At 68.1% G+C, this 23,458-nt stretch carries 17 protein-coding genes, 1 tRNA gene and 1 pseudogene; 7 read left to right on the top strand and 12 right to left on the bottom strand.

Annotated features, from left to right (window positions below; all coding sequences use genetic code 11):
- Positions 1 to 182 precede the first annotated feature (182 nt).
- On the bottom strand, positions 183 to 383 hold the full coding sequence (locus D2K64_RS15075) for a hypothetical protein (RefSeq protein WP_120009210.1): 201 nt from the start codon (positions 381 to 383) through the stop codon (positions 183 to 185).
- Between the two features lie 11 nt (positions 384 to 394).
- Positions 395 to 1,021 (bottom strand): TetR family transcriptional regulator, encoded by a 627-nt coding sequence (locus tag D2K64_RS15080; RefSeq protein ID WP_120009211.1) that lies wholly within the window; start codon positions 1,019 to 1,021, stop codon positions 395 to 397.
- Positions 1,022 to 1,118: 97 nt separating this feature from the next.
- On the opposite strand from D2K64_RS15080, the gene D2K64_RS15085 reads away from it, so the two are divergent.
- From D2K64_RS15085 to D2K64_RS15095, 3 genes are all read left to right on the top strand, one after another.
- Positions 1,119 to 2,300: an efflux RND transporter periplasmic adaptor subunit gene (locus tag D2K64_RS15085; protein ID WP_120009212.1), complete on the top strand. Its 1,182-nt coding sequence runs from the start codon at positions 1,119 to 1,121 to the stop codon at positions 2,298 to 2,300.
- Between the two features lie 3 nt (positions 2,301 to 2,303).
- The gene (locus D2K64_RS15090; RefSeq protein ID WP_120009213.1) at positions 2,304 to 5,459 is read left to right on the top strand and encodes an efflux RND transporter permease subunit; all 3,156 of its coding nucleotides are present in this window, start codon (positions 2,304 to 2,306) and stop codon (positions 5,457 to 5,459) included.
- A gap of 99 nt (positions 5,460 to 5,558) precedes the next feature.
- The gene (locus D2K64_RS15095) at positions 5,559 to 6,926 is read left to right on the top strand and encodes an NAD(P)/FAD-dependent oxidoreductase (protein WP_238384216.1); all 1,368 of its coding nucleotides are present in this window, start codon (positions 5,559 to 5,561) and stop codon (positions 6,924 to 6,926) included.
- Positions 6,927 to 6,929: 3 nt separating this feature from the next.
- On the opposite strand, the pseudogene purU reads toward D2K64_RS15095, so the two are convergent.
- Positions 6,930 to 7,794: pseudogene (gene purU, locus D2K64_RS15100) on the bottom strand (formyltetrahydrofolate deformylase).
- Between the two features lie 119 nt (positions 7,795 to 7,913).
- Between purU and D2K64_RS15105 the strand changes: the two are divergent.
- Both D2K64_RS15105 and D2K64_RS15110 read left to right on the top strand, forming a co-directional pair.
- Positions 7,914 to 9,176 (top strand): BaiN/RdsA family NAD(P)/FAD-dependent oxidoreductase, encoded by a 1,263-nt coding sequence (locus D2K64_RS15105; protein ID WP_120009214.1) that lies wholly within the window; start codon positions 7,914 to 7,916, stop codon positions 9,174 to 9,176.
- 383 nt (positions 9,177 to 9,559) lie between these two features.
- Positions 9,560 to 10,552, top strand: a complete 993-nt coding sequence (locus D2K64_RS15110) for a Bug family tripartite tricarboxylate transporter substrate binding protein (protein WP_120009215.1) — start codon at positions 9,560 to 9,562, stop codon at positions 10,550 to 10,552.
- 40 nt (positions 10,553 to 10,592) lie between these two features.
- Here the strand turns inward: D2K64_RS15110 and D2K64_RS15115 are convergent, their stop codons facing one another.
- The 4 genes from D2K64_RS15115 to D2K64_RS15130 all read right to left on the bottom strand — a co-directional run bounded on the left by D2K64_RS15115 (position 10,593) and on the right by D2K64_RS15130 (position 16,282).
- On the bottom strand, positions 10,593 to 12,914 hold the full coding sequence (locus tag D2K64_RS15115) for a mechanosensitive ion channel domain-containing protein (RefSeq protein WP_120009216.1): 2,322 nt from the start codon (positions 12,912 to 12,914) through the stop codon (positions 10,593 to 10,595).
- 78 nt (positions 12,915 to 12,992) lie between these two features.
- A complete protein-coding gene (locus tag D2K64_RS15120; RefSeq protein WP_238384217.1) occupies positions 12,993 to 13,796 on the bottom strand; it encodes a DUF2272 domain-containing protein in 804 nt (267 codons plus the stop codon).
- A 101-nt stretch (positions 13,797 to 13,897) separates the two neighbouring features.
- Positions 13,898 to 14,569 (bottom strand): DedA family protein, encoded by a 672-nt coding sequence (locus D2K64_RS15125; protein ID WP_120009217.1) that lies wholly within the window; start codon positions 14,567 to 14,569, stop codon positions 13,898 to 13,900.
- A gap of 189 nt (positions 14,570 to 14,758) precedes the next feature.
- Positions 14,759 to 16,282: a glycosyl hydrolase gene (locus D2K64_RS15130; RefSeq protein ID WP_157985869.1), complete on the bottom strand. Its 1,524-nt coding sequence runs from the start codon at positions 16,280 to 16,282 to the stop codon at positions 14,759 to 14,761.
- Positions 16,283 to 16,988: 706 nt separating this feature from the next.
- Between D2K64_RS15130 and D2K64_RS15135 the strand changes: the two genes are divergently transcribed.
- Positions 16,989 to 17,171, top strand: a complete 183-nt coding sequence (locus D2K64_RS15135) for a hypothetical protein (protein ID WP_120009219.1) — start codon at positions 16,989 to 16,991, stop codon at positions 17,169 to 17,171.
- Between the two features lie 34 nt (positions 17,172 to 17,205).
- Here D2K64_RS15135 and D2K64_RS15140 read toward each other — a convergent pair whose 3' ends face one another.
- A complete protein-coding gene (locus D2K64_RS15140; RefSeq protein ID WP_120009220.1) occupies positions 17,206 to 18,177 on the bottom strand; it encodes a tripartite tricarboxylate transporter substrate-binding protein in 972 nt (323 codons plus the stop codon).
- 52 nt (positions 18,178 to 18,229) lie between these two features.
- The gene (locus D2K64_RS15145) at positions 18,230 to 19,303 is read right to left on the bottom strand and encodes a tartrate dehydrogenase (protein ID WP_120009221.1); all 1,074 of its coding nucleotides are present in this window, start codon (positions 19,301 to 19,303) and stop codon (positions 18,230 to 18,232) included.
- A gap of 119 nt (positions 19,304 to 19,422) precedes the next feature.
- Between D2K64_RS15145 and D2K64_RS15150 the strand changes: the two genes are divergently transcribed.
- Positions 19,423 to 20,343: a LysR family transcriptional regulator gene (locus D2K64_RS15150; protein ID WP_120009222.1), complete on the top strand. Its 921-nt coding sequence runs from the start codon at positions 19,423 to 19,425 to the stop codon at positions 20,341 to 20,343.
- Positions 20,344 to 20,470: 127 nt separating this feature from the next.
- Here D2K64_RS15150 and D2K64_RS15155 read toward each other — a convergent pair.
- The 3 genes from D2K64_RS15155 to glpX form a co-directional block, all read right to left on the bottom strand.
- Positions 20,471 to 20,546: transfer RNA gene (locus D2K64_RS15155), tRNA-Glu, on the bottom strand.
- 109 nt (positions 20,547 to 20,655) lie between these two features.
- On the bottom strand, positions 20,656 to 22,452 hold the full coding sequence (gene recJ, locus D2K64_RS15160; RefSeq protein WP_120009223.1) for a single-stranded-DNA-specific exonuclease RecJ: 1,797 nt from the start codon (positions 22,450 to 22,452) through the stop codon (positions 20,656 to 20,658).
- A complete protein-coding gene (gene glpX / locus D2K64_RS15165; RefSeq protein WP_120009224.1) occupies positions 22,442 to 23,425 on the bottom strand; it encodes a class II fructose-bisphosphatase in 984 nt (327 codons plus the stop codon). The genes recJ and glpX overlap by 11 nt, the downstream gene beginning before the upstream one ends.
- Between the last annotated feature and the right edge of the window lie 33 nt (positions 23,426 to 23,458).

The raw sequence follows: 23,458 nt of genomic DNA on the forward strand, positions 1-23,458 counted from the left end.
CCCGCGCCGCCAGCAGCGCCGGGTTGTTGGCATAGGCCTGCGACAGTGACTCCTGCAGCGTCTGGCCCCGCGCCACCTCACCCCACAGCACACCGCCACCCATCACCACCAGCAACAACGCCCCACGAAGAGTGGAGCCGGACGTCGAACGGATCATCGGGGCGGTCCTGAACAAGAGGTCGTCACGGGCGGGCGGAGGGCGTCAGCCCCTCGCTCCAGATGTTGCCGCTCTCCGGGCGCAGCGGTGGTGCGCCAGGCGCCTCCCCACGAACCGCCTGCGCGGTGGTGCCATGGGCACCGCTGAGATCGGGCATGGCACGGCCAGAACAGCCGGCCAGAAGCAGCGAGGCCGGCAGGGCAAGCCGCAGAAGAAGGTGCGTCATCCAGGCTCTCCTCAGGAATCAACGGCGGAGGCGGTGCAGGCCAAGTACCCCCGCACCGCTTCGCTGGCTTCCTCCGTCAGGCTGAAGCCGGCATCGCCGCGCAGCCACTCCAGGATAAAGCCAGCCAGCATCATGTGCAGGAAAAGCGCGGCCTTGTCAGGGGTCCAGGGCGCCGCGAGTTCGCCGCGTTCGGCGGCCATGCGGAACACGTCGCGCAATCCGTCGCGGACCTTGCGGTCGGCCTCGCGGCGCCGCGCCAGAGCCGGCTCCATTTCCGCAACGTATTCGCAGCGATGCAGCATGATGGTCAGCAACCGGCGCTGGCTTGGATTGTTTTCCAGATCAGCCATGGCTGCCGTAATCGCCTTGGCCATGCCTTCCAACGGCGGCATCTGCTGGCAGAGGCACAGGCGCCGCATCATCTCGTCCTGCACCAGCACCAGCCTTTCATCCAACGCCAGGAACAGGCCCAGCTTGTCACCGAAATGCCAGTGGACCGCGCCTCGCGTGCATCCCGCCGCCCGCGCCACCTCATCCAGCGACGCCCGGGCCACGCCGCGCTCCAGGAAGACCTGCTCGGCGGCATCCAGCAACGCCTCGCGCGTCTCGTCAGCTTCCTGTTTGGTACGACGCGCCATTTGCCATCTTGCTGTTGATTAGTGTTACTTTATATACATACGTGAAGGTATCTTTACAAGCCGTTCGGTCCGCGGCCGGCAATTCCTTGGAGGATCCATGACGCTCCTGTTCCGCCGCGGGCTTCCCGCGATCGGGCTCGCCCTGCTGGCGCTGCCGGCCATGGCAGCCCAGCCTCCGGGTGGTGGCGCCCCGCCGGCGGTAGGCGTCGCCCCGGTGGCACGTCGCGCCGTCACCGAAAGCAACGAGTTCATCGGCCGGATCGAGGCGATCAACCGCGTCGAGATCGTCTCCCGCGTCACCGCATTCCTGGAAAAGCGCGAGTTCACCGAAGGTTCGGAGGTGAAGCAGGGCGACCTGCTGATCCGGCTGGAGCGTGGCCCGTTCGAGGCGCAGCTGGCGCAGGCCCGTGCCGCCGTGGCCGAGGCCGATGCCCAGCTGCAGAACGCCAGCGTCACCCTGAACCGTGCCCAGGCGCTGCTCAACACGGTGGCGGGCCAGCGGTCCAACGTCGACACCGCACTGGCGGCGCAGCGCAGCGCCCAGGCGCAGCTGCTGTCCGCCCAGGCCCAGCAGCGGCAGGCCCAGATCAACCTGGACTACACGGAGATCCGTGCCCCGATCGACGGCCGCATCGGCCGCGCGCTGGTGACGGAAGGCAATGTGGTGTCGCCGTCCTCCGGCACGCTGGTGTCGATCGTCAGCCAGGACCCGATGTACGTGTTGTTCACCGTGCCAGTGCGCACCCTGCTGGAGGTGCGCTCGCGTTATGCCGGGCGCGGCGGGATCAACGCGGTGGCGGTGAAGGTGCGGCTGCCGGATGGCACGCTGTACGATCAGTCCGGCAAGCTCGACTTCGTGGACATCGATGTCGGCCAGGACACTGACAGCATCACCCTGCGCGCCCGCATGCCCAACCCGGTGCAGGATGGCAGCCTGCGCGGCCTGAGCGCCGGGCAGCTGGTCAGCGTGGTGGTGGAGGCGATCGAGCCGGCGCAGCTGCTGACCGTGCCCCGCGGCGCAGTGATCACTGACCAGCGCGGCGACTTCGTCTACGTGGTCGGCGCGGACAACAAGGCGGAACGGCGGAGCATCCGCATGGGCAGCCAGTCCACGCCCGAGCTGGCGGTGGTGCAGGAGGGGCTGCGCGAGGGCGACCAGGTGATCGTGGACGGGCTGCAGCGCGTTCGCCCCGGCAGCCCGGTGTCCCCGGCGCCGGTGCAGGGCGGCGCGGCCGGCCAGGGCCCGGGTGGCCCGGGCCGTCCGGCCCAGGGGGGCTGACCGATGTTTTCGGCCATCTTCGTTGACCGGCCCCGCCTGGCGATCGTGATCGCCATCGTGATGACGATTGCCGGCGCGCTGTCGCTGACGCGCATCCCAGTCTCGCAGTTCCCCGACATCGTGCCGCCGCAGGTGCAGGTTCAGGCGAACTACCCCGGCGCCTCGGCCGACGTGGTGGAGGCCGCCGTCGCGCAGCCGCTGGAAGCGCAGGTGGTGGGCGTCGAGAACTCCATCTACATGCGTTCCAACAGCGGCAGCGACGGCAGCTATACGCTGAACGTGTCGTTCCTGCTGGGCTCGGACGCCAACATCAACACCGTCAACGTCAACAACCGCGTCCAGGCGGCGATGGCGCTGATGCCGCCCGAGGTGCAGGCACAGGGCATCCAGGTCCGCAAGCAGTCCTCCTCGATCCTGCAGGTTCTCTTCGTCTACGACACCGGCAACAGCGGCTACGATCCGCTGTTCCTGACCAACTACGCCACGCTGAACCTGATCGACGAGCTGTCGCGTACCCAGGGCGTCGGCTCGGCCACGCTGTTCTCGCGGCAGAACTACGCGATGCGCGTCTGGTTTGACACGCAGCGTCTGGTCAGCCTGGGGCTGGCGCCCTCCGATGTGATCAACGCGATCCGCGCGCAAAACGTGCAGGCCCCGGTCGGCCGGCTCGGCGCGCCACCGATCCCGGCCGACCAACAGGTGCAGCTCAACGTCCAGACCCAGGGGCGCCTGTCCACGCCGGAGCAGTTCGGCGGCATCGTGCTGCGCGCCAATCCGGACGGCTCGGTGCTGCGCGTCCGCGACGTGGCGCGGGTCGAGATGGGAGCGCAGAACCAGGACAGCATGACCCGGCTGAACGGCCAGGACGGCGTCGGCATCGGCGTCTACCTGGCACCGGGCGCCAATGCGGTGAACGCCGCCGCCGCGGTCGCGGCCACCATCCAGCGCGTGGGCGAGCGCGCGCCGCCCGGCATCACCATCCGCCCGGTGTTCGACACCACCATCTTCGTGTCCGACACGATCCGGGAGGTGATCAAGACCCTCCTCGAAGCCTTTGTGCTGGTGGCGGTGGTGGTGTTCCTGTTCCTCGGCAACATCCGCGCCACCTTCATCCCCATCGTCGCCGTGCCGGTCAGCCTGATCACCACCTTCGCGGTGCTGTTGCTGATGGGCTACTCGGCCAACACCGTGTCGCTGCTCGCCATGGTGCTGGCGATCGGCATCGTGGTCGACGACGCCATCGTGGTGGTGGAGAACGTCGAACGGGTCATGGAGGAGGAGCCGGAGTTGACCCCGGCGCAGGCCACCAAGAAGGCGATGGCGCAGATCACCGCGCCGATCATCGCCATCACCCTGGTGCTGCTCTCGGTGTTCGTCCCGATCGGGTTCATCCCAGGCCTGTCCGGCGTGCTGTTCCGCCAGTTCGCGGTGACCATCTCGGTCGCCATGCTGATCTCGGCGATCAACGCGCTAACCCTGTCCCCTGCCCTGTGCGCCGTGTTTCTGCGCCACACCGGGCCGAAGAAGGGGATCATGGCCTGGGTCGGGCGCCGCATCGACAATGTGCGCGACGGCTACGCCGCCGTGGTCACCCGGCTGCTGCGCCTGGGCGTGGTGGCGGTGTTGCTGGTGGCCGTGTTCGGCGGCGCCGCCGGCTGGATCGGATCGCGCACGCCTGCCGGTTTCCTGCCTTCCGAGGACCAGGGCGCCTTCATCATCGCCTTCCAGCTGCCCGACGGCGCCGCCCTGTCACGCACCAGCGCGGTGGTGGCCGACATGGAGAACCGGCTGAAGCAGATGCCGCAGGTGCGCGACGCCGTTTCCATTATCGGCTTCTCGTTGCTCGACAGCGGCGCTTCCTCCTCCGCCGCCACCATGTTCGTGCAGTTGAAGGAATTCGCCGAACGCACCAGGCCGGAAGACAACGTCCAGGCGCTGATCGGGCGGATCTTCGGCGAAAGCCAGCAGATCCGCAGCGCGCAGATCATTCCGATCAACCTGCCGCCGATCATCGGCCTGTCCACCGGCGGCGGCTTCGAATACCAGCTGGAAAGCCTGGAAGGCGCATCGCCGGCGGAGATCGGCAGCGTCATGCAGGGGCTGGTGGCCGCGGCCAACCAGGACCCGCGTCTGGCGCAGGTGTTCTCCACCTTCTCCGCCCGCGCGCCGTCGCTGTTCCTCGATATCGACCGCGACAAGGCGCAGGCGCTTGGCCTGTCCATGTCCAACGTGTTCGCGGCGCTGCAATCGACGCTCGGATCAGCCTTCGTCAACAACTTCAATCTGTATGGCCGCACTTGGCAGGTGTTGGTGCAGGGCGAGGCCGCCGACCGCCGCGACCCTTCGGCGCTGTGGAACATTCAGGTGCGCAACAGCCGCGGGGTCATGGTGCCACTGCGCTCTTTCGCGTCCTCCCGCACCGTAACGGGACCGCAGTTCATCACCCGCTACAACAACTATCGCGCCATCACCGTACAGGGCGGCCCGGCACCAGGCGTCTCCTCGGGTGACGCGCTGCTGGCCATGGAGGAGATCAGCCGCAACAACCTGCCAGCCGGCTACACCTTTGAATGGACCGGCACCTCCTACCAGGAACGGCAGGCGGCGGGGCAGACTGGGCCGATCCTGGCCCTGGCCGTGCTGTTCGCCTTCCTGTTCCTGGTGGCGCTGTACGAGAGCTGGGTGATCCCGATCCCGGTGCTGCTGTCGGTGACGGTAGGCGTCCTGGGTGGCGTGCTGGCGATCTGGCTGGCCGGGATGCCGCTCGACCTTTACGCCCAGATCGGCATCGTGGTGTTGATCGCATTGGCGGCGAAGAACGGCATCCTGATCGTGGAATTCGCCAAGGAACGGCGCGAGGCGGGGCTGTCGATCACCGAGGCGGCGATCCAGGGCTCCAAGATGCGGTTTCGTGCGGTGATGATGACCTCCATCGCCTTTATCCTCGGCCTGGTGCCGCTGGTCTGGGCGTCGGGCGCTTCGATGCTGGCGCGGCGGGCGGTGTCGACGCCTGTCTTCGCCGGCATGATCGCCGCCTCCACGATCGGCATCTTCCTGATCCCGATGCTGTACGTGGTGTTCCAGCGCATGCGCGAGGCGACGCATCGTCGCTTCGGCGCGGGCCGCCGCGGCAAGGCCGAGAAGGAAACGGTGCACTAACATCAAGCGGCGCCGGAATGGAACCCGCGCCGCCCCCGATCATTCAGCCAGCGTCGCCCGGATCCTCCGGGCGGCGCTTGTTGCGTTCGGAGGCTGATCGTGAGTGATGCCGTATCCCTGCCCACCCGCTCACCGGAGGCGGAAGCGCAGCAACCATCCCGGCACAAGGATGAGCTGGCCCGCATCGTGATTGTCGGCGGCGGCGCGGGCGGCGTGCAGTTGGCCACCCGACTGGGTAACCGCCACGCGGTGCACCGCCGGGCCGAGGTGCTGCTGATCGACCGCGACGCCGCGCATCTGTGGAAGCCGCTGCTACACGAGGTGGCGGCCGGCACGCTGGATGTCGGGCAGCAGCAGCTCGGCTTCGTGGTGCAGGCCAAGCGGCACGGCTTCCGCTACCTGCCCGGCGAGATGGTGGGCGTTGACCGCACCGCGCGCGAGGTGCTGCTGGCGCCCCTGCTCGATGCCACCGGCGCCGAGGTGCTCGGTCCGCGCCGCGTATCCTATGACGTCCTGGTGCTAGCGATCGGCAGCCAGGCCAATGATTTCGGCATTCCCGGCGTGCGCGAGCACTGCCATTTCATCGACAGCCGCCGCCAGGCCGAGGCCTTCAACGAGGCGCTGAGGATGGACACCATCCGTTGCTTGTCGGATCAGGACGGGGAGACGCTGGATGTCGCCGTGGTGGGCGCCGGTGCCACGGGGGTCGAGCTGAGTGCCGAGATCGGCACCGCCCTCGATCTCGCCGCCGGCTATGGCTTCCCCGGTCTGCGGGACCGGCTGCGGCTGACGCTGATCGAGACGGCGCCGCGCATCCTGGGGGCGCTGCCGGAACGCGTCGCCGAGGCCTCCCGCCGCGAGCTGGAGCGCCAGGGCGTGCAGGTCCTGACCGGCGCGCAGGTGACGGCGGTGGACGAGGCCGGGCTGCAGCTGAAGGATGGCCGCCACATCAGGGCGCGGCTGAAGGTCTGGGCGGCCGGTGTGGCCGCTCCCGCCGTTCTGCGGACGATCGAGGGGCTGGAGTTCGCCCGGACCGGCCAGGTGGTGACGCGGTCCACCCTGCAGGCGAAGGGCGACGACTGGATCTTCGTGATCGGCGATTGCGGCTGGCTGATCCCGGAAGGCGCTGAGCGGCCGCTCGGCGCCACGGCGCAGGTGGCGCAGCAGCAGGCGGTTCACCTGGCGCGCGCCCTGTCCGGCTTCCTAGATGGACAGCCCGTGCCCGGCTTTCGCTACCAGCATCGCGGTGCGCTGGTGGCCATCGGGCACTACAACGCCTTCGGCAGCCTGGGCCGGCGCGGCTTGCTGGGTGGCGGCACCTTCATCCAGGGACGCCTGGCTCAGCTCAGCTATGCGTCGCTGTACCGCCGCCACCAGCTTGGCCTGCACGGCTTCTGGCGCTCGCTGCTGATCTGGGCGGCGGATGCGCTGCACCGCGCTTCCGCGCCACGGGTGCGCCTGGAGTGAGGCTCAGCCTGCGAACACCACGGTCTTGCTGCCGTTGAGGATTACGCGATCCTCCAGGAAGAAGCGGATGGCACGGGCCAGCACGCGGCGCTCGATGTCGCGGCCCTTGCGCACCAGATCATCCGGCGTGTCGGCATGGCTGATGCGCTCCACGTCCTGCTCGATGATCGGGCCCTCATCCAGGTCGGCGGTGACGAAATGCGCGGTGGCGCCGATCAGCTTGACGCCGCGCGCATGCGCCTGGTGGTACGGCCTGGCACCCTTGAAGCCGGGTAGAAAGGAATGGTGGATGTTGATGCACCGTCCCGGCAGCTTGGCCGCCAGCCCGTCCGACAGCACCTGCATGTAGCGCGCGAGCACCATCAGCTCGGAACCGGTGCTTTGGAACAGCCGCCAGATCTCAGCCTCCTGCTCCATCTTCGTGGCGCGTGTCACCGGCAGGTGGTGGAACGGCACGCCGGTGAAATCGAGATGCGCATAAGTGTCGCGCGGATGGTTGGATACGATGGCCGTCAGTTCCATCGGCAACTCGCCGATGCGCCAGCGATACAGCAGGTCGGCCAGGCAATGATCGAATCTGGAGACCAGCAGCATCACCCTGCGTTTCGACGCGCGGTCGCAGCGACCAGGCCATGCCGAATCGCTCCGCCACCGCGCCGAGACGCTCCCGCAGGGTTTCCTCCGTTGTTCCGGCAGGCACGTCGAACACCACGCGCATCAGGAAGCGGCCCGTGGTGGTGTCGTCCGATTGCTGGGCTTCCTGGATGTTGCCACCTGCCTCGAACAGCGCGGTGGCGACGGCGGACACGATGCCCGGCCGGTTGGCGCAGGTCAGCGTCAGAACAAAGAAGGGCGAGGGCGGGTTCATGCGGTGCAACCTGGAGGGGAAAAGCTCAGGAAGCGGGTTAGGCTGAGTGGCTGGACCTTGCCAATGGCTATTTTCCCGCCGGCGGCTGCGGCGGCACGTCCGCCGGTGTAAGGGGCGGCATGTCCGATTCCTCCGTTCCCGCCGCGCCGCCTCCGGCCACCCGATCGTCCTCGTGGGCCGCCATCCTGGGAGCCGGTCCAGCCGGGCTGATGGCGGCCGAGGCGCTGGCAGCCCAAGGCTGCCGCGCGGTGGTGTTCGACCGCATGCCCAGCGTGGCACGCAAGTTCCTGATGGCCGGGCGCGGTGGGCTGAACCTGACCCATTCCGAGCCGCTGCCAGCCTTTCTCGGCCGCTATGGCGTGGCCGAGCCGGTGCTGGCGCCGGCGATCCGGGCCTTCCCGCCAGAGGCCATGATCGCTTGGTGCGAGGCGCTGGGCCAGCCGGTGTTCACCGGCAGCTCGGGCCGGGTGTTTCCACGCGCCATGAAGGCCTCGCCCTTGTTGCGGGCTTGGCTGGCGCGGCTCGCGGCCTCCGGGGTGGAGATCCGGCCGCGGCATGATTGGCAGGGCTTCGGCGACGATGGCGCGCTGCGCTTCGCCAGCCCGGCCGGGCAGGTGTTGGAACGGCCCGGCACGGTGGTGCTGGCGCTGGGCGGCGCATCCTGGCCGCGGCTGGGCGCCGATGGCGGCTGGGCGGCGCTGCTGCCGGGGGCGAGGCTGTCACCATTCCGGCCGGCGAATTGCGGCTTCCGGATCGCTTGGTCGCCGCTGTTCCGCGACCGGCACGCCGGAACGCCGTTGAAGCGGATAGCCCTGGAGTTCGGTGGCCGCATCGTGCCCGGCGAAGCCATGGTGACGCGGGACGGGCTGGAAGGCGGCGCCGTCTACGCCCTTTCCGCCCCTTTGCGCGACGCGATCGACCGCGACGGTGAGGCCGTGCTCCGGCTCGATCTGCGGCCGGATCTTTCCGACCAGGAGATCACCCGGCGGCTGGACCAGCCGCGGCGCGGACAATCCTTGTCCGGCTTCCTGCGCAAGGCGCTCGGGCTTCCACCGGTGGCGATCGGGCTGGTGCAGGAAGCATTGCATGGCGGTGCCACCCAGGCCGAGCTGCCATCCCTGGTGAAGACGATGCCCCTGCGGCTGTCGGCGCCGCAAGGGCTGGACCGAGCGATCTCCACGGCCGGAGGGTTGGAGCTGGACCAGCTCGGCCCGGATTTCATGTTCCGGAATCATCCGGGCCTGTTCGCCTGCGGCGAGATGCTGGATTGGGAAGCCCCGACCGGCGGCTATCTGCTGCAGGCCTGCTTCGCCACCGGACGGGCCGCCGGGCTGGCCGCCGCCGCTTGGCTGCGGCAACAACCGGCGCAGCAGCCTGGGTAAAGGCGACCTGTTCCCCGCCACCAGAACCAACTGGTCGTCACGGAGGATCCAGCTTCTGAGAGAACCAGGAGCACTTGGCGCGGATAATACGTCGCGCTGCGCCACAAGAGCGGCAGGACCGCGCCTGGGGCGCGGAAGTGCGAGAGAACGGGAGGCGCCTTCGGCAATGGGCGCTCCCCGCTGGAACTCCGCAGGACAACCGGCCGCCGCATGGGTCTGCACAGGCGGCCTGAGGTCGACCGTCGAAAGCCTTCATTACGACGAGCGCCTCATCCGGCATGGACAATTCCATTCTCCATCCGCAAGACTCTCCAAAGGAACGAACCGGCTCGTCCGGATAATGATGATGCAGAGCCACCGCGAAGGTGGCTCAAGGAGGATCCATGTCCATCGCCAGACGCCATGCCATCCTGGCCGCCCTGGCCACCGGCACCCTGCCCCGCTTGGCCGAGGGCCAGGGTGCCTCGTCCGGCGGGTATCCGACGCGCGCCGTATCGGTGATGGTACCCTTCGCTCCCGGCGGCTCCACCGACTTCGTGGCGCGGCTCCTGGCGCAGCAGCTGGGCGCGCGACTGGGGCAGCAATTCGTGGTGGACAACCGTGCCGGTGCCAGCGGCACGGTGGGCATGACCTTTCTGGCCCGCGCCAAGGCCGATGGCTACACGCTGGGCGTGGTGCCGAACGGCACCTTCGCCATGGCGCCATTCATGTTCGAGCGGCTGCCCTACGACAATGACCGCGCCTTCGCGCCAATTGGCATGTTGGCGAGCAACGCCATGTTCATCTGCGTCGCTCCCGATGCGCCGTACCGGACGTTGACGGACCTGTTGGACGCGGCGCGGCAGAAGCCCGGCACCATCAGCTATGCGTCGGCCGGCTCCGGCGTCGCCAACCACCTGGGGGTCGAGCTGATGCTGGATATGGCGGAGGCGCAGATGCTGCACGTCCCTTACCGCAGCGGCGCGCAGGGCGTGCAGGCGATCATGAGCCGGGACGTGGCCCTCTCCTTCGTCGACTCCGTGACGGCGGTGCCATACCTGCGCTCGGGCGAGCTGCGGGCGCTCGCCTTCACCGGCGCCGCGCGCAGCCGACAGGCGCCCGAGGTGCCCACCGTCGCCGAGGGAGCCAGCCTTCCGGGCTATCGCGCTTCCACGGATTTCGGCTTCTTCGCACCCGCCGGCACGCCGGAACCCGTCCTGCGGCAATTGGCGGATGCGGCGCGCACGATCATGCTGTCGGCGGAAGTGCGGGACAAGCTGGAGCCTCTGGCGATCGATCCCGTCGGCGGTACGCCGGAAGAGTTCGGCCCTTATGCCGAGCAGGAACGCGCCCGCTGGGGCGCGCTGATCCGGAAGCGCAACATCAAGCCCGAGTAAGCCACGGCCGGGGGAGCCCTCTCCCGGCCGCGACTTCGCTTCAGGCAGGATGGCGAGCCTCGGTGCCGCTCTCCGGGCCTGCCTCGGGTTCCGGCCAGGCGCCGCGCGCAGGCACCATCATCGTGGGACGCGGCGGAGTCAGGGCGATGCCCTCGGCGTCGAAACGCTGCTTCAGGCGCAGGTTGAAGGCTCGGCCGACGCCCCATTGCTGCAGCGCCCGGGTGCGCAGCCCGCCCATGATGGTGATGCCTTCGGGGGTGAACTGGTCGACGCCCCAGATCGACAGCCCGCCCATCATGTTGCCCGCGAATTCCGGGTCGCGCTGCAACTCCTCGCCCACCTCGTTCATGATGGTCATGGCGCGGTCAAGATCGGCGTCGTAGCCCACCACCACCTTCACCGTGTACACGCCGAAACCGCGCGAACGATTCTTCAGGGCCTTGATCTGGCTGAAGGGAATGGTGTGCAGGGCGCCCTCGCCATCACGCACCCGGACGGTGCGGATGGTGACGCTTTCCACCACGCCTGCGCGGTCTCCGGTGTCGATGGTGTCGCCGATCCCGATGGTGTCCTCGATCAGCATGAACAGGCCGGTGATCACGTCCTGCACCAATTGCTGCGAGCCGAAGGAAATGGCGAGGCCGATCACGCCGGCACCCGCCAGCAGCGGCGCGACGTTGATGCCGAGGTTGCTCATGATGGCGATTACCGTGAGGGCACACAGCACAACGAAAGCGAAGTTGCGCAGCATCGGCAGCAGGGTGCGCGCCCGGGTCGAATGGTCGCGCGCCGCGCCGCTGGGCGGAGTGGCCAGCGCGTGTTCCACCGCCGAATCCACCAGAACCCACAGCACCCAGCCCACCAGCACCGCGACGGCGATGGCGCCGAGCGGCCGCACGATCGCCAGTCCGATGCCGCGGCTGGCCCAGGCCAGCACGTCAATGTTCCAGATCTGCAGCCCGACCACCACCATCGCGATCACCCCGGCAACGCGCAGCAGGAGGCGCAGCACGCCGAGCAGCCGCCACTGCAACCGCCGCACTAGGCCGCCACGGCCGGAATCGAGATGCGCCACCAGCCGGGCGATCCCGCCCGAGATGGTGAAGGTCACCGCCATGATCAGCGCGATGGCTCCCAGCGTCAGCATGGCCCGGCCGAAGAAGGAGCCCTGCCCCAGCCCGAAGAAGCGGGTGATCAGATGCCCCGCCACCAGCGCGATGCCGAGCAGGTGCCAATTGGCGGCGATCTGCGTCGCCACGGAGTGCAGAACGCCCTTGCGCTGATCGCCTTCCGCACGGCTTTCCACCAGCAGCCGCTGGACGGCCCTGCGGCGTCGGATGATGAACAGCAGCGCCACGACGCCCAGCACGATGTCCAGGGTGAACGCCAGAAGCAGCGCCACGTCCGGCCCGATGATCCAGCGCAGATCCGGATCCCGCAGCGAGGAGCTGAACAATGCCAGCGTTGCCAGGGCGGCGAGCCAGGGGAGCACGCGACGCCTGGCATAGCGGGTGATCTGCCAGCCGCGCAGCGGCCCAAGCAGAAACAACAGGGGAAAGCCGGTGCGCCACACCAGGGCACCGACCAGCAGGGGGGTGGCGACCGCGAGGAACAGCCGCGCTTCCTGCCAACCGCGCGGCAGCACCGCGGGCCATGCAAAGATCACGGCGGCAGCTACGCCCAGCGGGATCAGGCGGCGCAGCAATTCCAGCCCCGCGCTGCGGAACAGGTTGCTCCGGTGATCGAGGTGGAAGCGCTGCGCGTCGGGACGCGGCCGCAGCCAGCGCAGGCGCGACAGGCCGTACAACGCCGCCGCGGCCAGCACCCAACCAGCCCCGGCCCACAGGATGAAGTCCAGCATGGCACCACTGGACCAGGCTGCACCGAGACGGCCGCTGATCTGACGCGCCGCCGCGACGAAGCGGCCCTGCACCGTGCCGCCCTCGACCTGCTGGCGCACCGTCTGCCCGATATCGGTCAGTCCAGCGGCGACCGCGCCCAGCAGTCCTTCCTGCGGTGGCACGTCATCGGTGGCGGCCGGATCGGCGACGCCCGGATTGTCGGCACCCGGGCTGCCGGCACCGGAAGCGGCGCCACCCGGGCTGGCAGCCGCTCCCGTGCCGCCGCGCTGCTGTGCCAGGCTGTTGCGCAATTGCTCGAGTTGCCGGACGAAAGCGGCCCGTTCGGCATCGCTGCGCAAGGTGCCGAGAATGCCGTCCAGCGCCGCCACCGGGTCGGGTTGCGCCGGCGCCGGCGTGGCCTGTGACGTTGCCCCGGGCAACTGCGCCAGCACCGCTGGCGGCGCCGAACCCCACATCAGCCCAGCCAGGAACAACAGGATCAGGTGCTTGGGTGCGGCCACGAAGCCTCCTTCGGTGGAATGATGGTTCGCAGGGCATTCGCCTGAGCGGTCCTATATCCCCGGCAGTGCCGGCCTGCGCTAGGGGGCGAGATCCAGCCGGTTCTCGAACACCACCAAAAACGGGGACTTGCCAAGGGGCGCAGGCAGCACCCGGCCGTCAGCATCCGCCGGGAAGCGGCGCAGCGCCACCACATCGATCACATTGCCGCCCACCGCCTGCACCAGGCCTCCGCCATTCCCCACCACGAGGTCGCAATGCATGGGACGGAACTGCCCCGTCTCCGCGAGACGCTCCTGCCAGTGCAGCAGCGGCAGGATGGATCGGTCGGCGCAGAGCAGATCGCCGGGTTGCGGGGCGAAGCTTGCCGGGTCCTGCGGCCGGAACGCGGCGCGCGGGGGATCCTCGGCGGCCCGGATCAACAGCAGATCGACATAGGCCGCATGCGCCGCGGCCGGGGGGAACACGAAGCCGGGCACGCCGGCCTGGGCCATCACATGGCTGATGAAGGCGGCTGACCAGGCAGGATAGGCCCAGAGCGACAGGGCCGGCAGCGGAGGCGACAACGGGACCTCGCCGGCTGCCGCCACCTCCAGCAAGCCCTGCATCAGCGCATCATGGGTCTGCTGGTGGCGCCGGATCACAGCAGGACCCTCCGGCACCGCGTCCCAGTATTGCAGCACCTTGCTGTACAGCTGGGGATCGGGCTCGGCCGGCAAGCTTTCGGGCCATCCATCCAGCACGATTGCGCCCCAATCGCGCCATTCCGCCAGGGCGGCAGCCACCGGGCGGCCGCGCCAGGGCGACATGGCGGAGATCTGCGCCGGCTCAGGGGGTGACGGGGTCGCGCAGGCCCCGACCATGAGCAGGACCAGCCATGCCATCCAGCCGCATCGTCGCGCCATCACCGGTCCTCGCCTATAACGCGAGAAGCAACGTCACAGGCGGTCGAAGGTCACCCGTTGTTCCGCTTGCGCAGGAATGATCACACCGTCATCCGGTGGAAGGATGGCTTGCGCTCGGCCACAGGGCGTCCTGCGGGCGGCGAAGGCAGGTCGGGGGTCCGTGCGACGGGCGGGCGGTGTTCCGCCGATGGAATCGGAAGCCTCGCGCCCCGGCGGCGCCCGCGGATCCAGCGCCACAGGAAGTAGAGCAGCACGGCCGCGCCGACGCCGCCCAGGGCGTATTTCGTCGCTTCCTCGCCCAACCAGGCGACGATGAACCAGCCAGCGGACACGAAAGCGGACGCCCAGATGCCGGCGGCGATGAAGTTCAGCACGGCGAAGCGGGGATGCGGCATGCCGGCGATGCCGCAGGCCGCGGACGCCACGTTGCGCACGCCGTAGACGAAGCGGAAGCTGAGCACGAACAGGGTGCCGTAACGCTCCAGGAAGCGCATGGCCGTTCCCAGGCGCTTCTCGGCGGCCGGAATCCGCTTCACCGCCCGCACGCCATAGCGACGGCCCAGGGTGAACCACAGCTGGTCACCCAGAAAAGAGCCCAGCCACACCGACAGGATCAACAGCCAGGGGTTGATCAGCCCTGTAGCCTGACCGGCCGCGGCCGCCAGGATCACGAATGTTTCGCCCTCGAAAAAGGCCCAGGCGGCAGCCGCCAGATAAGCCAAACCACCCCAATCCGCCCAGAACTCGGCCACGCAACCCCCCCCTCGCGGCCAGCGCCGCCCGGCGGACGATGCGGGAATTCAGGGCCGGATGGAAACACCAATTGCGCGTCTCCGTATAAAAAAATCGGCAAAAAAAGCCCGTCTTTCCCTTGCGGAAAAGGCGGGCTGGACGCGCCGTTCCGCCGCGGCGCGGCAAGTGCCGCGCCGCGGCATCGCGCCTCAGCTCCAGATGTAATCGCCGGAGGAGAGCGAGGTGACGTCGGCGATCTTCACATGCGTGACGCTGCCATCCGCGGCGCGGATCGACCAGTCATCCCCGTCATGCGTCAGGGTGGCGCCACCGCCAAAGCCCTTGAAGTTCACCTTGTCGCCTTCCCAGCGGTGGAAGTCGGCGATGGTGTCGCCGCCTTCGCCCTTGCCGATGACAAAGGTGTCGGAGTTACCGCCGCCGATCAGGAGGTCGGCGCCGCCCTTGCCGTCGAGGATGTTCTTGCCACCATTGCCGGTGATGATGTTGGCCAAGCCGTTGCCCGTGCCGTTCGACCAGCCGGTGCCGTAGAACTTCAGGTTCTCGACGTTCTCGCCGAGGGTGTAGCTGCCGATCCAGGTGGTAACCGTGTCGGTTCCCTCGCCGGCCTTTTCGATCGCGCGGTCATTGGTGCTGAACACGGAGTACGTGTCGTCGCCCTTGCCGCCATGCATTCTGTCGCCGCCGCCGTTCGACTGGTAGAAGTCGTTGGCGTCGCTGCCGTACCAGGTGTCGGTGCCGCTGCTGCCCCATTTCTGGTTGGTCCAGCCACCGGAAACCTTGGTCGCACCGCCGCTCACGGAACCGCTGTCGGGCACCGTCACCACCGGCGTCTCATTGCCGGCATCGCTACCAGAATCGCTGCCGCTGTCGGTGTCGTTGTCCGAGCCGCTGTCCCACTCCACCGGCTTGGAGGAACCGCCCGCGAACGCCGCCTTGTAGGCGGACCCGGTGGAGCCGTCACTGCCATCCGACAGGCGGCCCGGGTAAGACGTATTGGAATCCCAGTAGGATTGGTAGACGACGTTATGGCTGTCGAACCATTCCTTGGCGGCCTTCACGAAATTGGCGGCATCGTTGCCCTGCGTGCCCCACTCCGAATAGGCGGTGGGCTTGCCATGCGCCTTGGCGAAGTTCTCCAGCCACTGCAGGCCGAACTTCTGGTCGCGGACGTGCTCGAACGCCTCACGGCCACTCTCGCCATAGCCCTGCCATTGCGGATTGTAATAGAAATCCATGCCAATGATGTCGACGTAGTTGTCGCCAGGGTAGGCCTTAGACGGATCCATGCCGCCGTAGGATTCGTTAACGTTCCACTCGAATTTGAAGCGATCGGAGACGGAGCGGAAGCTGTCGACGAATTCGCGGAATGCGTTGACGAAGGCGCCCTCTTTGCCTCCCGCGGACCAGGGCATCCAGGTGCCGTTGAATTCCCAACCGGTGCGCACGTAGATCGTGTCACCTTCCCTGTCGGCATTGATCAGGTTCTGCGCGACCTGACGATAATACTGGTTGTAATCGCCATTCGCCGCTGCGCTGAGGCTGGCGCCATTGGTGATCAGCGGCACGGACCAGAACACGTCGGTTCCGGTCGGACCCCACAACCTGCTCGCAGCCCAGGAGGAGCTGGAAACGAAATCGCCCCAGCTGCTACCCCCGACATAGCCGTGAACCCCATCCACATCGCGGCCGATCCAGTTCTCGAACTGGTTCAAGCGCTGCACGCTGTTTTCTACATAGACTCCGAGAAGAGCCATTTTCTGCTTCCTGTGCGTCGGGTACAGGCGTTTCCACTCTCTGCTGTAGGACACAGCAAAGTTGGGAAATCCCTGCACGAGTTGCGCGAGGTTTGCTGGCGAATTGGCCGCCCGCCAGGCGCTCGGAACGCATCAGCCCTAGCTGTATCGCAAATCCGTGTCGAGTGATTGGTGCAAGGCAATATGACGAAAACGTGTGGAGAACTCGCGCATTTGCGAAGTTCGCCGACTGGAGCAGCAGAGTCTTGAACGTCCTAAGAATGAGAATACGTCGTTTTCTCAGTCTCGGGCGCAACCAGTCCGCGTAGCAAACGATCTGGCGCAGACCTTTTTGATAAATAAGGTGATGTGACGAGCTTGTAATTCAACCAGAGGACAAATCTCTGCGCCTCCGGGTCTTCTCCGAATAGGCGAGGCCGACGTCAATTATTCGCCCTCTGCGACAGTGATGCCGGGCGGCGTCGCCGCAACGGCCCTCCTCCGAGCCATGGCTTTGCGATGGCGGAACCAAAGTCCCTCCTCGCAGCCACGAGGTGTCCCCGCTCCCCCTGGTAACCCGCAGGCCTGGCATTCACGAGTTGTTTCAACGTACGGTTGTGGGTAACAAACCCTCGTCATGCGCGCATGAATATGTAGAATACCATCGGCTTAGAGGAGATCCCTCGTGTTGCGCGACAGCATCAACTCCGGCTCCGGGCCGGTCGGTCCGAATGGCCAGGTCCCGGCTGGCCGGCCCTCGCAATTCGCCGAGTTCATGGCGGCATGGCTGCAGTCACTGGCGCCGCGGCCCTCCGCAGCCTCGGGCACACCGCCGCTCAATGCCGCCGAGCTTCCCGCGCGGGGATGAGCCAGGCGGCAACGCCGCGCCGGCCCTCCGGAACTCAGTCGGCGTACACCCCGGCTTCCTGGATGATCGGCCGCCAGCGCGCCACCTCCTCGCTCAGGAAGCGGCGGTGGAAGGCCGGGGTCGCCCGATCTTCACTGGCCGCCGCCGTGACCAGCTCGTTGAAACGGGCCAGCAGCCGTTCCTCCCGCAACGCCGCGCGCAACGCGGCAGACAGCCGCTCCTGCACCGGCTCCGGTGTTCCGGCCGGGGCATACAGCCCGTGCCACGTGCTCATGGCGATGTCCGCCTGGCCCGCCTCGGCGGTGGTCGGCAGGTCAAGCCCGGGAACCCGCTGGGGCAAGGTCACCGCATAGGCCTTGATGCGCCCGTCGCGGATAAAGGGTGCGGTGTTGGTGGCTTGGTCGCAGAACACATCGATACGTCCGGCCATCATGTCGGTAATGGCCGGTGCGCTGCCGCGAAACACTACGGTGGTCAACGCCTGCCTCGCTGAACGCTGCAGCAGCATGCCGCAGAGCTGATTGGCGCCGCCCAATCCGGAATGCGCGAGGGTCAGCTTGTCGCCCTGGCGACGGATCTCCGCCATCATGCCGGCGAGGTCCTGGGCCGGGAAGTCCGGCCGCGCCACCAGGGTCATTGCCGCATCCGACACTAGGCCGAGCGGGGCGAAGCTGCGCTCTACGTCATAGGACAGCTTGCGGTACAGCGTCGCGGTGGTGGCGTGGCCGATATGGTGCATCAGCAGCGTGGTGCCGTCGGGCCGCGCCTGCGCGACGCGGGCCGCGGCGATGGTGCCGCCCGCGCCGGTCACATTCTCCACCACCACGGGCACGCCGAGGTTCCGGCCCATGCCTTCCGCCACCAGCCGGCTGATCACGTCGGTAGGTCCGCCGGCGGCGAAGGGCACGGTGATGGTGACCGCGCGGTTGATCTCCTGCGCCGGCGCCGGAACGGGAACCGTCAGGAGCAGAGCTCCGGCGGCCAACAGGGTGCGACGATGCATCATGAACTTTCCTCCTGTGATAACCGCGGCGGTTGATCCGCCATCGGCTCTGCATTCAAGCATTGGCGCTGTGGATCGCATCGCACACCGCGTCGGTCACCTGCCGGGTGGTGGCATTGCCGCCGAGGTCCGGCGTCAGAACGCCGGATGCGGTGACCCGCTCGACCGCCGCCATCAGGCGCGCCGCCGCCTCGGGCTCGCCCAGGTGCTCCAGCATCTGCGCGCCGGTCCAGAAGGTGGCAATGGGGTTGGCGATACCCTTGCCGGCGATGTCGAAGGCGGAGCCATGGATCGGCTCGAACATCGAAGGGAAGCGCCGCTCCGGATCCACATTGCCGGTGGGCGCCACACCCAGGCTGCCGGCCAGCGCCGCCGCCAGATCCGAGAGGATGTCGGCGTGGAGGTTGGTGGCGACGATGGTGTCCAGGCTCTGCGGCTTCAGCACCATGCGCATGGTCATGGCGTCCACCAGCATCTTGTCCCAGGCGACATCGGGGAACTCGCGCGAGACCTCCTCGGCGATCTCGTCCCACATCACCATGCCGAAACGCTGGGCATTGGACTTGGTAACCACGGTGAGCAGCTTGCGCGGCCGCGCCTGCGCCAGCCGGAAGGCGTAGCGCATGATGCGGGTGACGCCGACGCGGGTAAAGATGGCCACTTCCGTCGCTACCTCCTCCGGCAGGCCCCGATGCGCGCGGCCACCATGGCCGGAATACTCGCCCTCTGAATTCTCCCGCACGATCATCCAGTCGAGGTCCCCGGGACCGCAATCGCGTAAGGGCGGCGTGACGCCGGGCAGGATCTTGGTGGGGCGCACATTGGCGTATTGGTCGAAGCCCTGGCAGATCGGCAGGCGCAGGCCCCAGAGCGTCACGTGATCAGGCACATCCGGCGCGCCCACCGCTCCGAAATAGATCGCATCGAACTTCTTCAATGTATCCAGCGCGTCGGCCGGCATCATCGCACCGGTGCGCTTGTAGAAATCGGAACCCCAGGGAAACTGCTCCACATGCAGCCTGAAGCTGCCGGTGCGGCGCTGCAGCGCTTCCAGCGCCTGAAGACCCGCAGCGATGACCTCGGGGCCGATGCCATCGGCCGGGATGGCGGCGATGCTGTATTCGCGCATGGTCTGGCTGTTCCTCCGGATGATTGCGACGAGCCTAGCCGCAGAAGCGGGACACCGCTGCATCCGAAAGATTATGCAAATGATTGCTATGATCCCGGACCGGGCACAAGCTCGCGCATATGGAACTGAAACAGTTGCGCTGCTTCCTGGCGGTGGCGGATGCTTCGAACTTCGGCCGGGCGGCGCGCACCTTGAACATGCTGCCGAGCGCGCTGGGGCGGCAGGTTCGCCTGCTGGAAGAGGAACTCGGCACACCGTTGTTTCATCGCACCACGCGGCAGGTCACCCTGGCGCCGGCCGGCGCGGCCTTGCTGCCTGAGGCGCGGGCCATCCTGGACCGCGCCGCGGGTGCTGCCTGCCTGATCCGCGCCCTGTCGGCCGACGGCGCGCCGCTGCGCATCGGCGCCATCGACAGCGCCGCCGCCGGCCTGTTGCCCGAGCCCCTGGCGCGGCTTCATGCCACCCATCCGGAAATCGTCACGCGGCTGGTGGAAGCCAAGTCGGCGCAGATCCTGCCCTGGCTGCGATCCGGACGGCTCGACCTCGGCTTTGTGCGTCCGCCCCATCAGGCCGACGGCCTCGAATGCCAGTGGCTGATGCAGGAAAGGCCGGTGGTGGTTCTGCCGCAGCGGCATCCGCTGGCCAAGCGCCAGCGCCTGCAGTTGAACGATCTCGCCGGCCTGCCGGTGATCCTGCCGCCACGTGCCGCCCGGCCACACAGCCGCGCGGTGGTGCTCCGGCTCTATGATCTGCTCGGGGAAACACCGCGTGTGGCTCAGGAAGCCGAGGAGAAGCAGACCATCATCAATCTGGTCGCAGCCGGGATCGGCATGGCGGTGCTTCCGGAATGGGCGGCCCGAATGCGGGTCCCGGGGGTGTCGTTTCGCGGCCTGGACCTGCCACTTGGAACTGCGCTTCCCGAATGGTCGCTGGTCGCCGCCTGGCGTTCCGGAAGCCCCAGCCTCGCCCGAGATGTCTTTCTCGGCCTTCTACAGGAATTCCTGGCCAGCCGTGCGCCGGAGCGCACCTGCACCGACTGATCCGGATGCCGGCAGCCGGGTATGGCGAAGCCACCGGCACAGGTCCGAAGCGGCACATGGATTGTTCATTATGAAGTCCTGTCCGTGGGCCCTGGCCGATCAGACAGTCGCCTGCGCGAACGAAGATTGGCGTCCCCAACGGGATTCGAACCCGTGTTACCAACGTGAAAGGCTGGTGTCCTAGGCCTCTAGACGATGGGGACCTATGCCAATGCTGCGGTGCGGATCTTTCCGCTGCGCGCGGGCGGCTACTTAGCCCAGCCGCCGCAGGGCGTCCAGCCCTGCGCTGCACATTCCGGGAAGAAGCCCTGCTCAGGCCGGCCCGGCATCCTGGATGTGCAGCGCTGCCGAAACCTGGCCGTTCCACTGCTCGGCCCGCAGCACCCCGGCCAGATGCAAGGGTGCGCCGCGACTGCCCAGCAACAATTCGGCCAAGGGCCCTTCCTTGGCCCGAAAGCAGACGGCCTTCAGGCGGCCGCCCGTCTCACCCTCAACAAAGGCGCGGATCGTGTTGCCTTCCTTGCCCACCCGATCGGCCCGACCGATGCGGACGCGCGGCAGGGCAAACACCGGCTCCTCATTGCCGGCGCCGAACGGTCCGATGCGGCCGATCTCAGTCGCCAGGTCTGACGTGGCACCCGGCACCAGCAGCGTGCCGTCCAGCAGCAACTCGGCACTGGCCGGAAGCTTCGCGGCATGCGCCAGGCGCTCGTTCAGAAAGGCATGCACCTCCTCCCGCCGTTCGGAGAGGAAGGAGAATCCGGCCGCCATGGCGTGGCCGCCGCCGGTTGCCAGCAGCCCGGATTGCCGGCCCGCGATGATGGCGGCGCCAAGATCCACGCCGGGCACCGAGCGGCCAGAGCCCTTGGCCAGCCCCTCCCCCACGCCGGCCACGCAGGTGGGCCGGTTGAAGCGCTCCTTCACCCGCCCGGCAACGATGCCGACCACGCCGGGATGCCAGCCCTCGCCGCATACCAGCAGAACAGGGTGTCCGGCCTCCGCCTGGGCCTCGGCCTGGGCAAAGGCTTCGGCCAACACACCGCTCTCGACCTCCTGGCGGCGGCGGTTCACCGCATCGAGCCGCTCGGCCATGGCGCGTGCCTCGATCGGGTCGTCGCAGGTGAGCAGCCGCAGGCCGAGATCCGGCTCGCCAATGCGGCCCGACGCGTTGATGCGGGGGCCGAGCAGAAAGCCGAGCGTATAGGTCGATGGCAGGTCCCGCGCCTGCGCCACCTCCAGCAGCGCGGCGATGCCGGCCCGGCCGCCACGGGCCATCACCTTCAGCCCCTGCGTGACAAAGGCGCGGTTCAGCCCGGTGAGCGGCATCACGTCACACACCGTGGCCAGCGCCACGAGGTCGAGCAGGTCCAGCAGCTTCGGCTCGGGCCGATCGGCGAAAAAGCCGGAGCGGCGCAGCTCGCGCAGCGTGGCGATGGCGGCCATGAAGCTGACTGCGGCGGCGCAGAGATGCCGCAGGCCGGAGCCGCAATCGAGCCGGTTCGGGTTCACCGCCGCCGCGACGCGCGGCACCGGACCTTCCGCCTTGTGGTGGTCCAGCACCACCACGTCGGCGCTGCCTTCGGCGGCTTCCAGCGCGGCGTGCGCGGCGATGCCGCAGTCGACGCACACGATCAGCGTGGCGCCGTCCGCGCACAGCGCGGCGATGGCAGCGGGATTGGGGCCGTAGCCTTCCTTCAGCCGGTCCGGCACGTAGGGTCGCACGGTGCAGCCCAGCTCGCGCAGGAATCGCGTCATCAGCGCGCCGGCGCAGGCGCCATCCACGTCATAGTCGCCGAACACGGCCACCGATTCGCCGACGCGGACCGCGTGCGCCAGCCGCGCTGCCGCAGCGTCCATATCCACCAGGACGGAGGGATCCGGCAGCAGCGCGCGCAGGGTCGGCTCCAGGAACAGCTCCGCCTGTTCCGGCGCCACCCCGCGCGCCGCCAGCAGCTGCCCGATCAGTTCCGGCAGGCCGAGGCGCTGGGCGATGGCCAGCCCGATGCGTGCATCCGCCTGGCGCCACGTCCACCGCCGCCCCGACACGGACCGGGCGACGCCGAGAACCGGCGCCGCCCCCGCAGGCTCGCTCAGGAGCTCAGCCGACAAAGGCGCTCGGCTTCAGGCTGATGTTGTGGTGGGCCTCGACGTAGCGGACCGTCCCCGTCTTGCTGCGCATGATGATGGAATGGGTGTAGGCCGAGGTCGGGCCGCGGCGCACGCCCTTCAGCAGCGGACCGCCAGTGACGCCGGTGGCGGCGAACATCACCTCGCCCTTGGCCATATCCTCGACGGCGAACTTCTTGTTCGGATCGGTGATGCCCATTTCCTTGGCCCGGGCAATCTGCGTGTCGTCCTCGTACAACAGCCGGCCCTGCATCTGGCCGCCGATGCAGCGCAGCGCGGCGGCGGCGAGCACACCTTCCGGTGCGCCGCCCGAGCCAAGATACAGGTCAACGCCGGTTTCCGGCTGCGCGACCGCGATCAGCCCGGCCACGTCGCCATCTGGGATCAGCATGATGCGGGCGCCGGCCTCGCGACAGGCGCGGATGATCTCCTTGTGTCGGTCACGGCCCAGGATGCAGACCACGAGGTCGTTGATCTCGGCCTTCTTGGCCTTGGCCAGCTCGCGCAGGTTCTCGGCCGGGCTGGCGTCGAGGTCGACCACGCCAAGTGGCAGGCCCGGGCCCACGGCGATCTTGTCCATGTAGATGTCGGGCGCGTGCAGAAAGCCGCCATGCTCCGCCACCGCCAGGGTGGCGATCGAGTTCGGGCCGCCGGTGGCGCAGATGTTGGTGCCTTCCAGCGGGTCCACGGCGATATCGACCTTGGGACCACCGCTGCCAATCTTCTCGCCGATGTAGAGCATCGGCGCCTCGTCCATCTCGCCCTCGCCGATCACCACGGTGCCTTCGATGTCGATGGTGTCGAAGGCCTTGCGCATCGCGTCCACCGCGGCACCATCGGCGGCGTTCTTGTCGCCGCGGCCGATCCAGCGGCTGGCGGCCAGCGCCGCAGCCTCCGTCACGCGCACCAGTTCCAGGGCGAGGTTGCGGTCTACGGGAGTGGTGTCGCGGCGCATGGTGGCCTCCTGTGGTGGGCGAGGTGGGTTCCC

It is taken from the genome of Teichococcus vastitatis (assembly GCF_003604215.1).
Taxonomy (GTDB): Bacteria; Pseudomonadota; Alphaproteobacteria; order Acetobacterales; family Acetobacteraceae; genus Pseudoroseomonas; species Pseudoroseomonas vastitatis.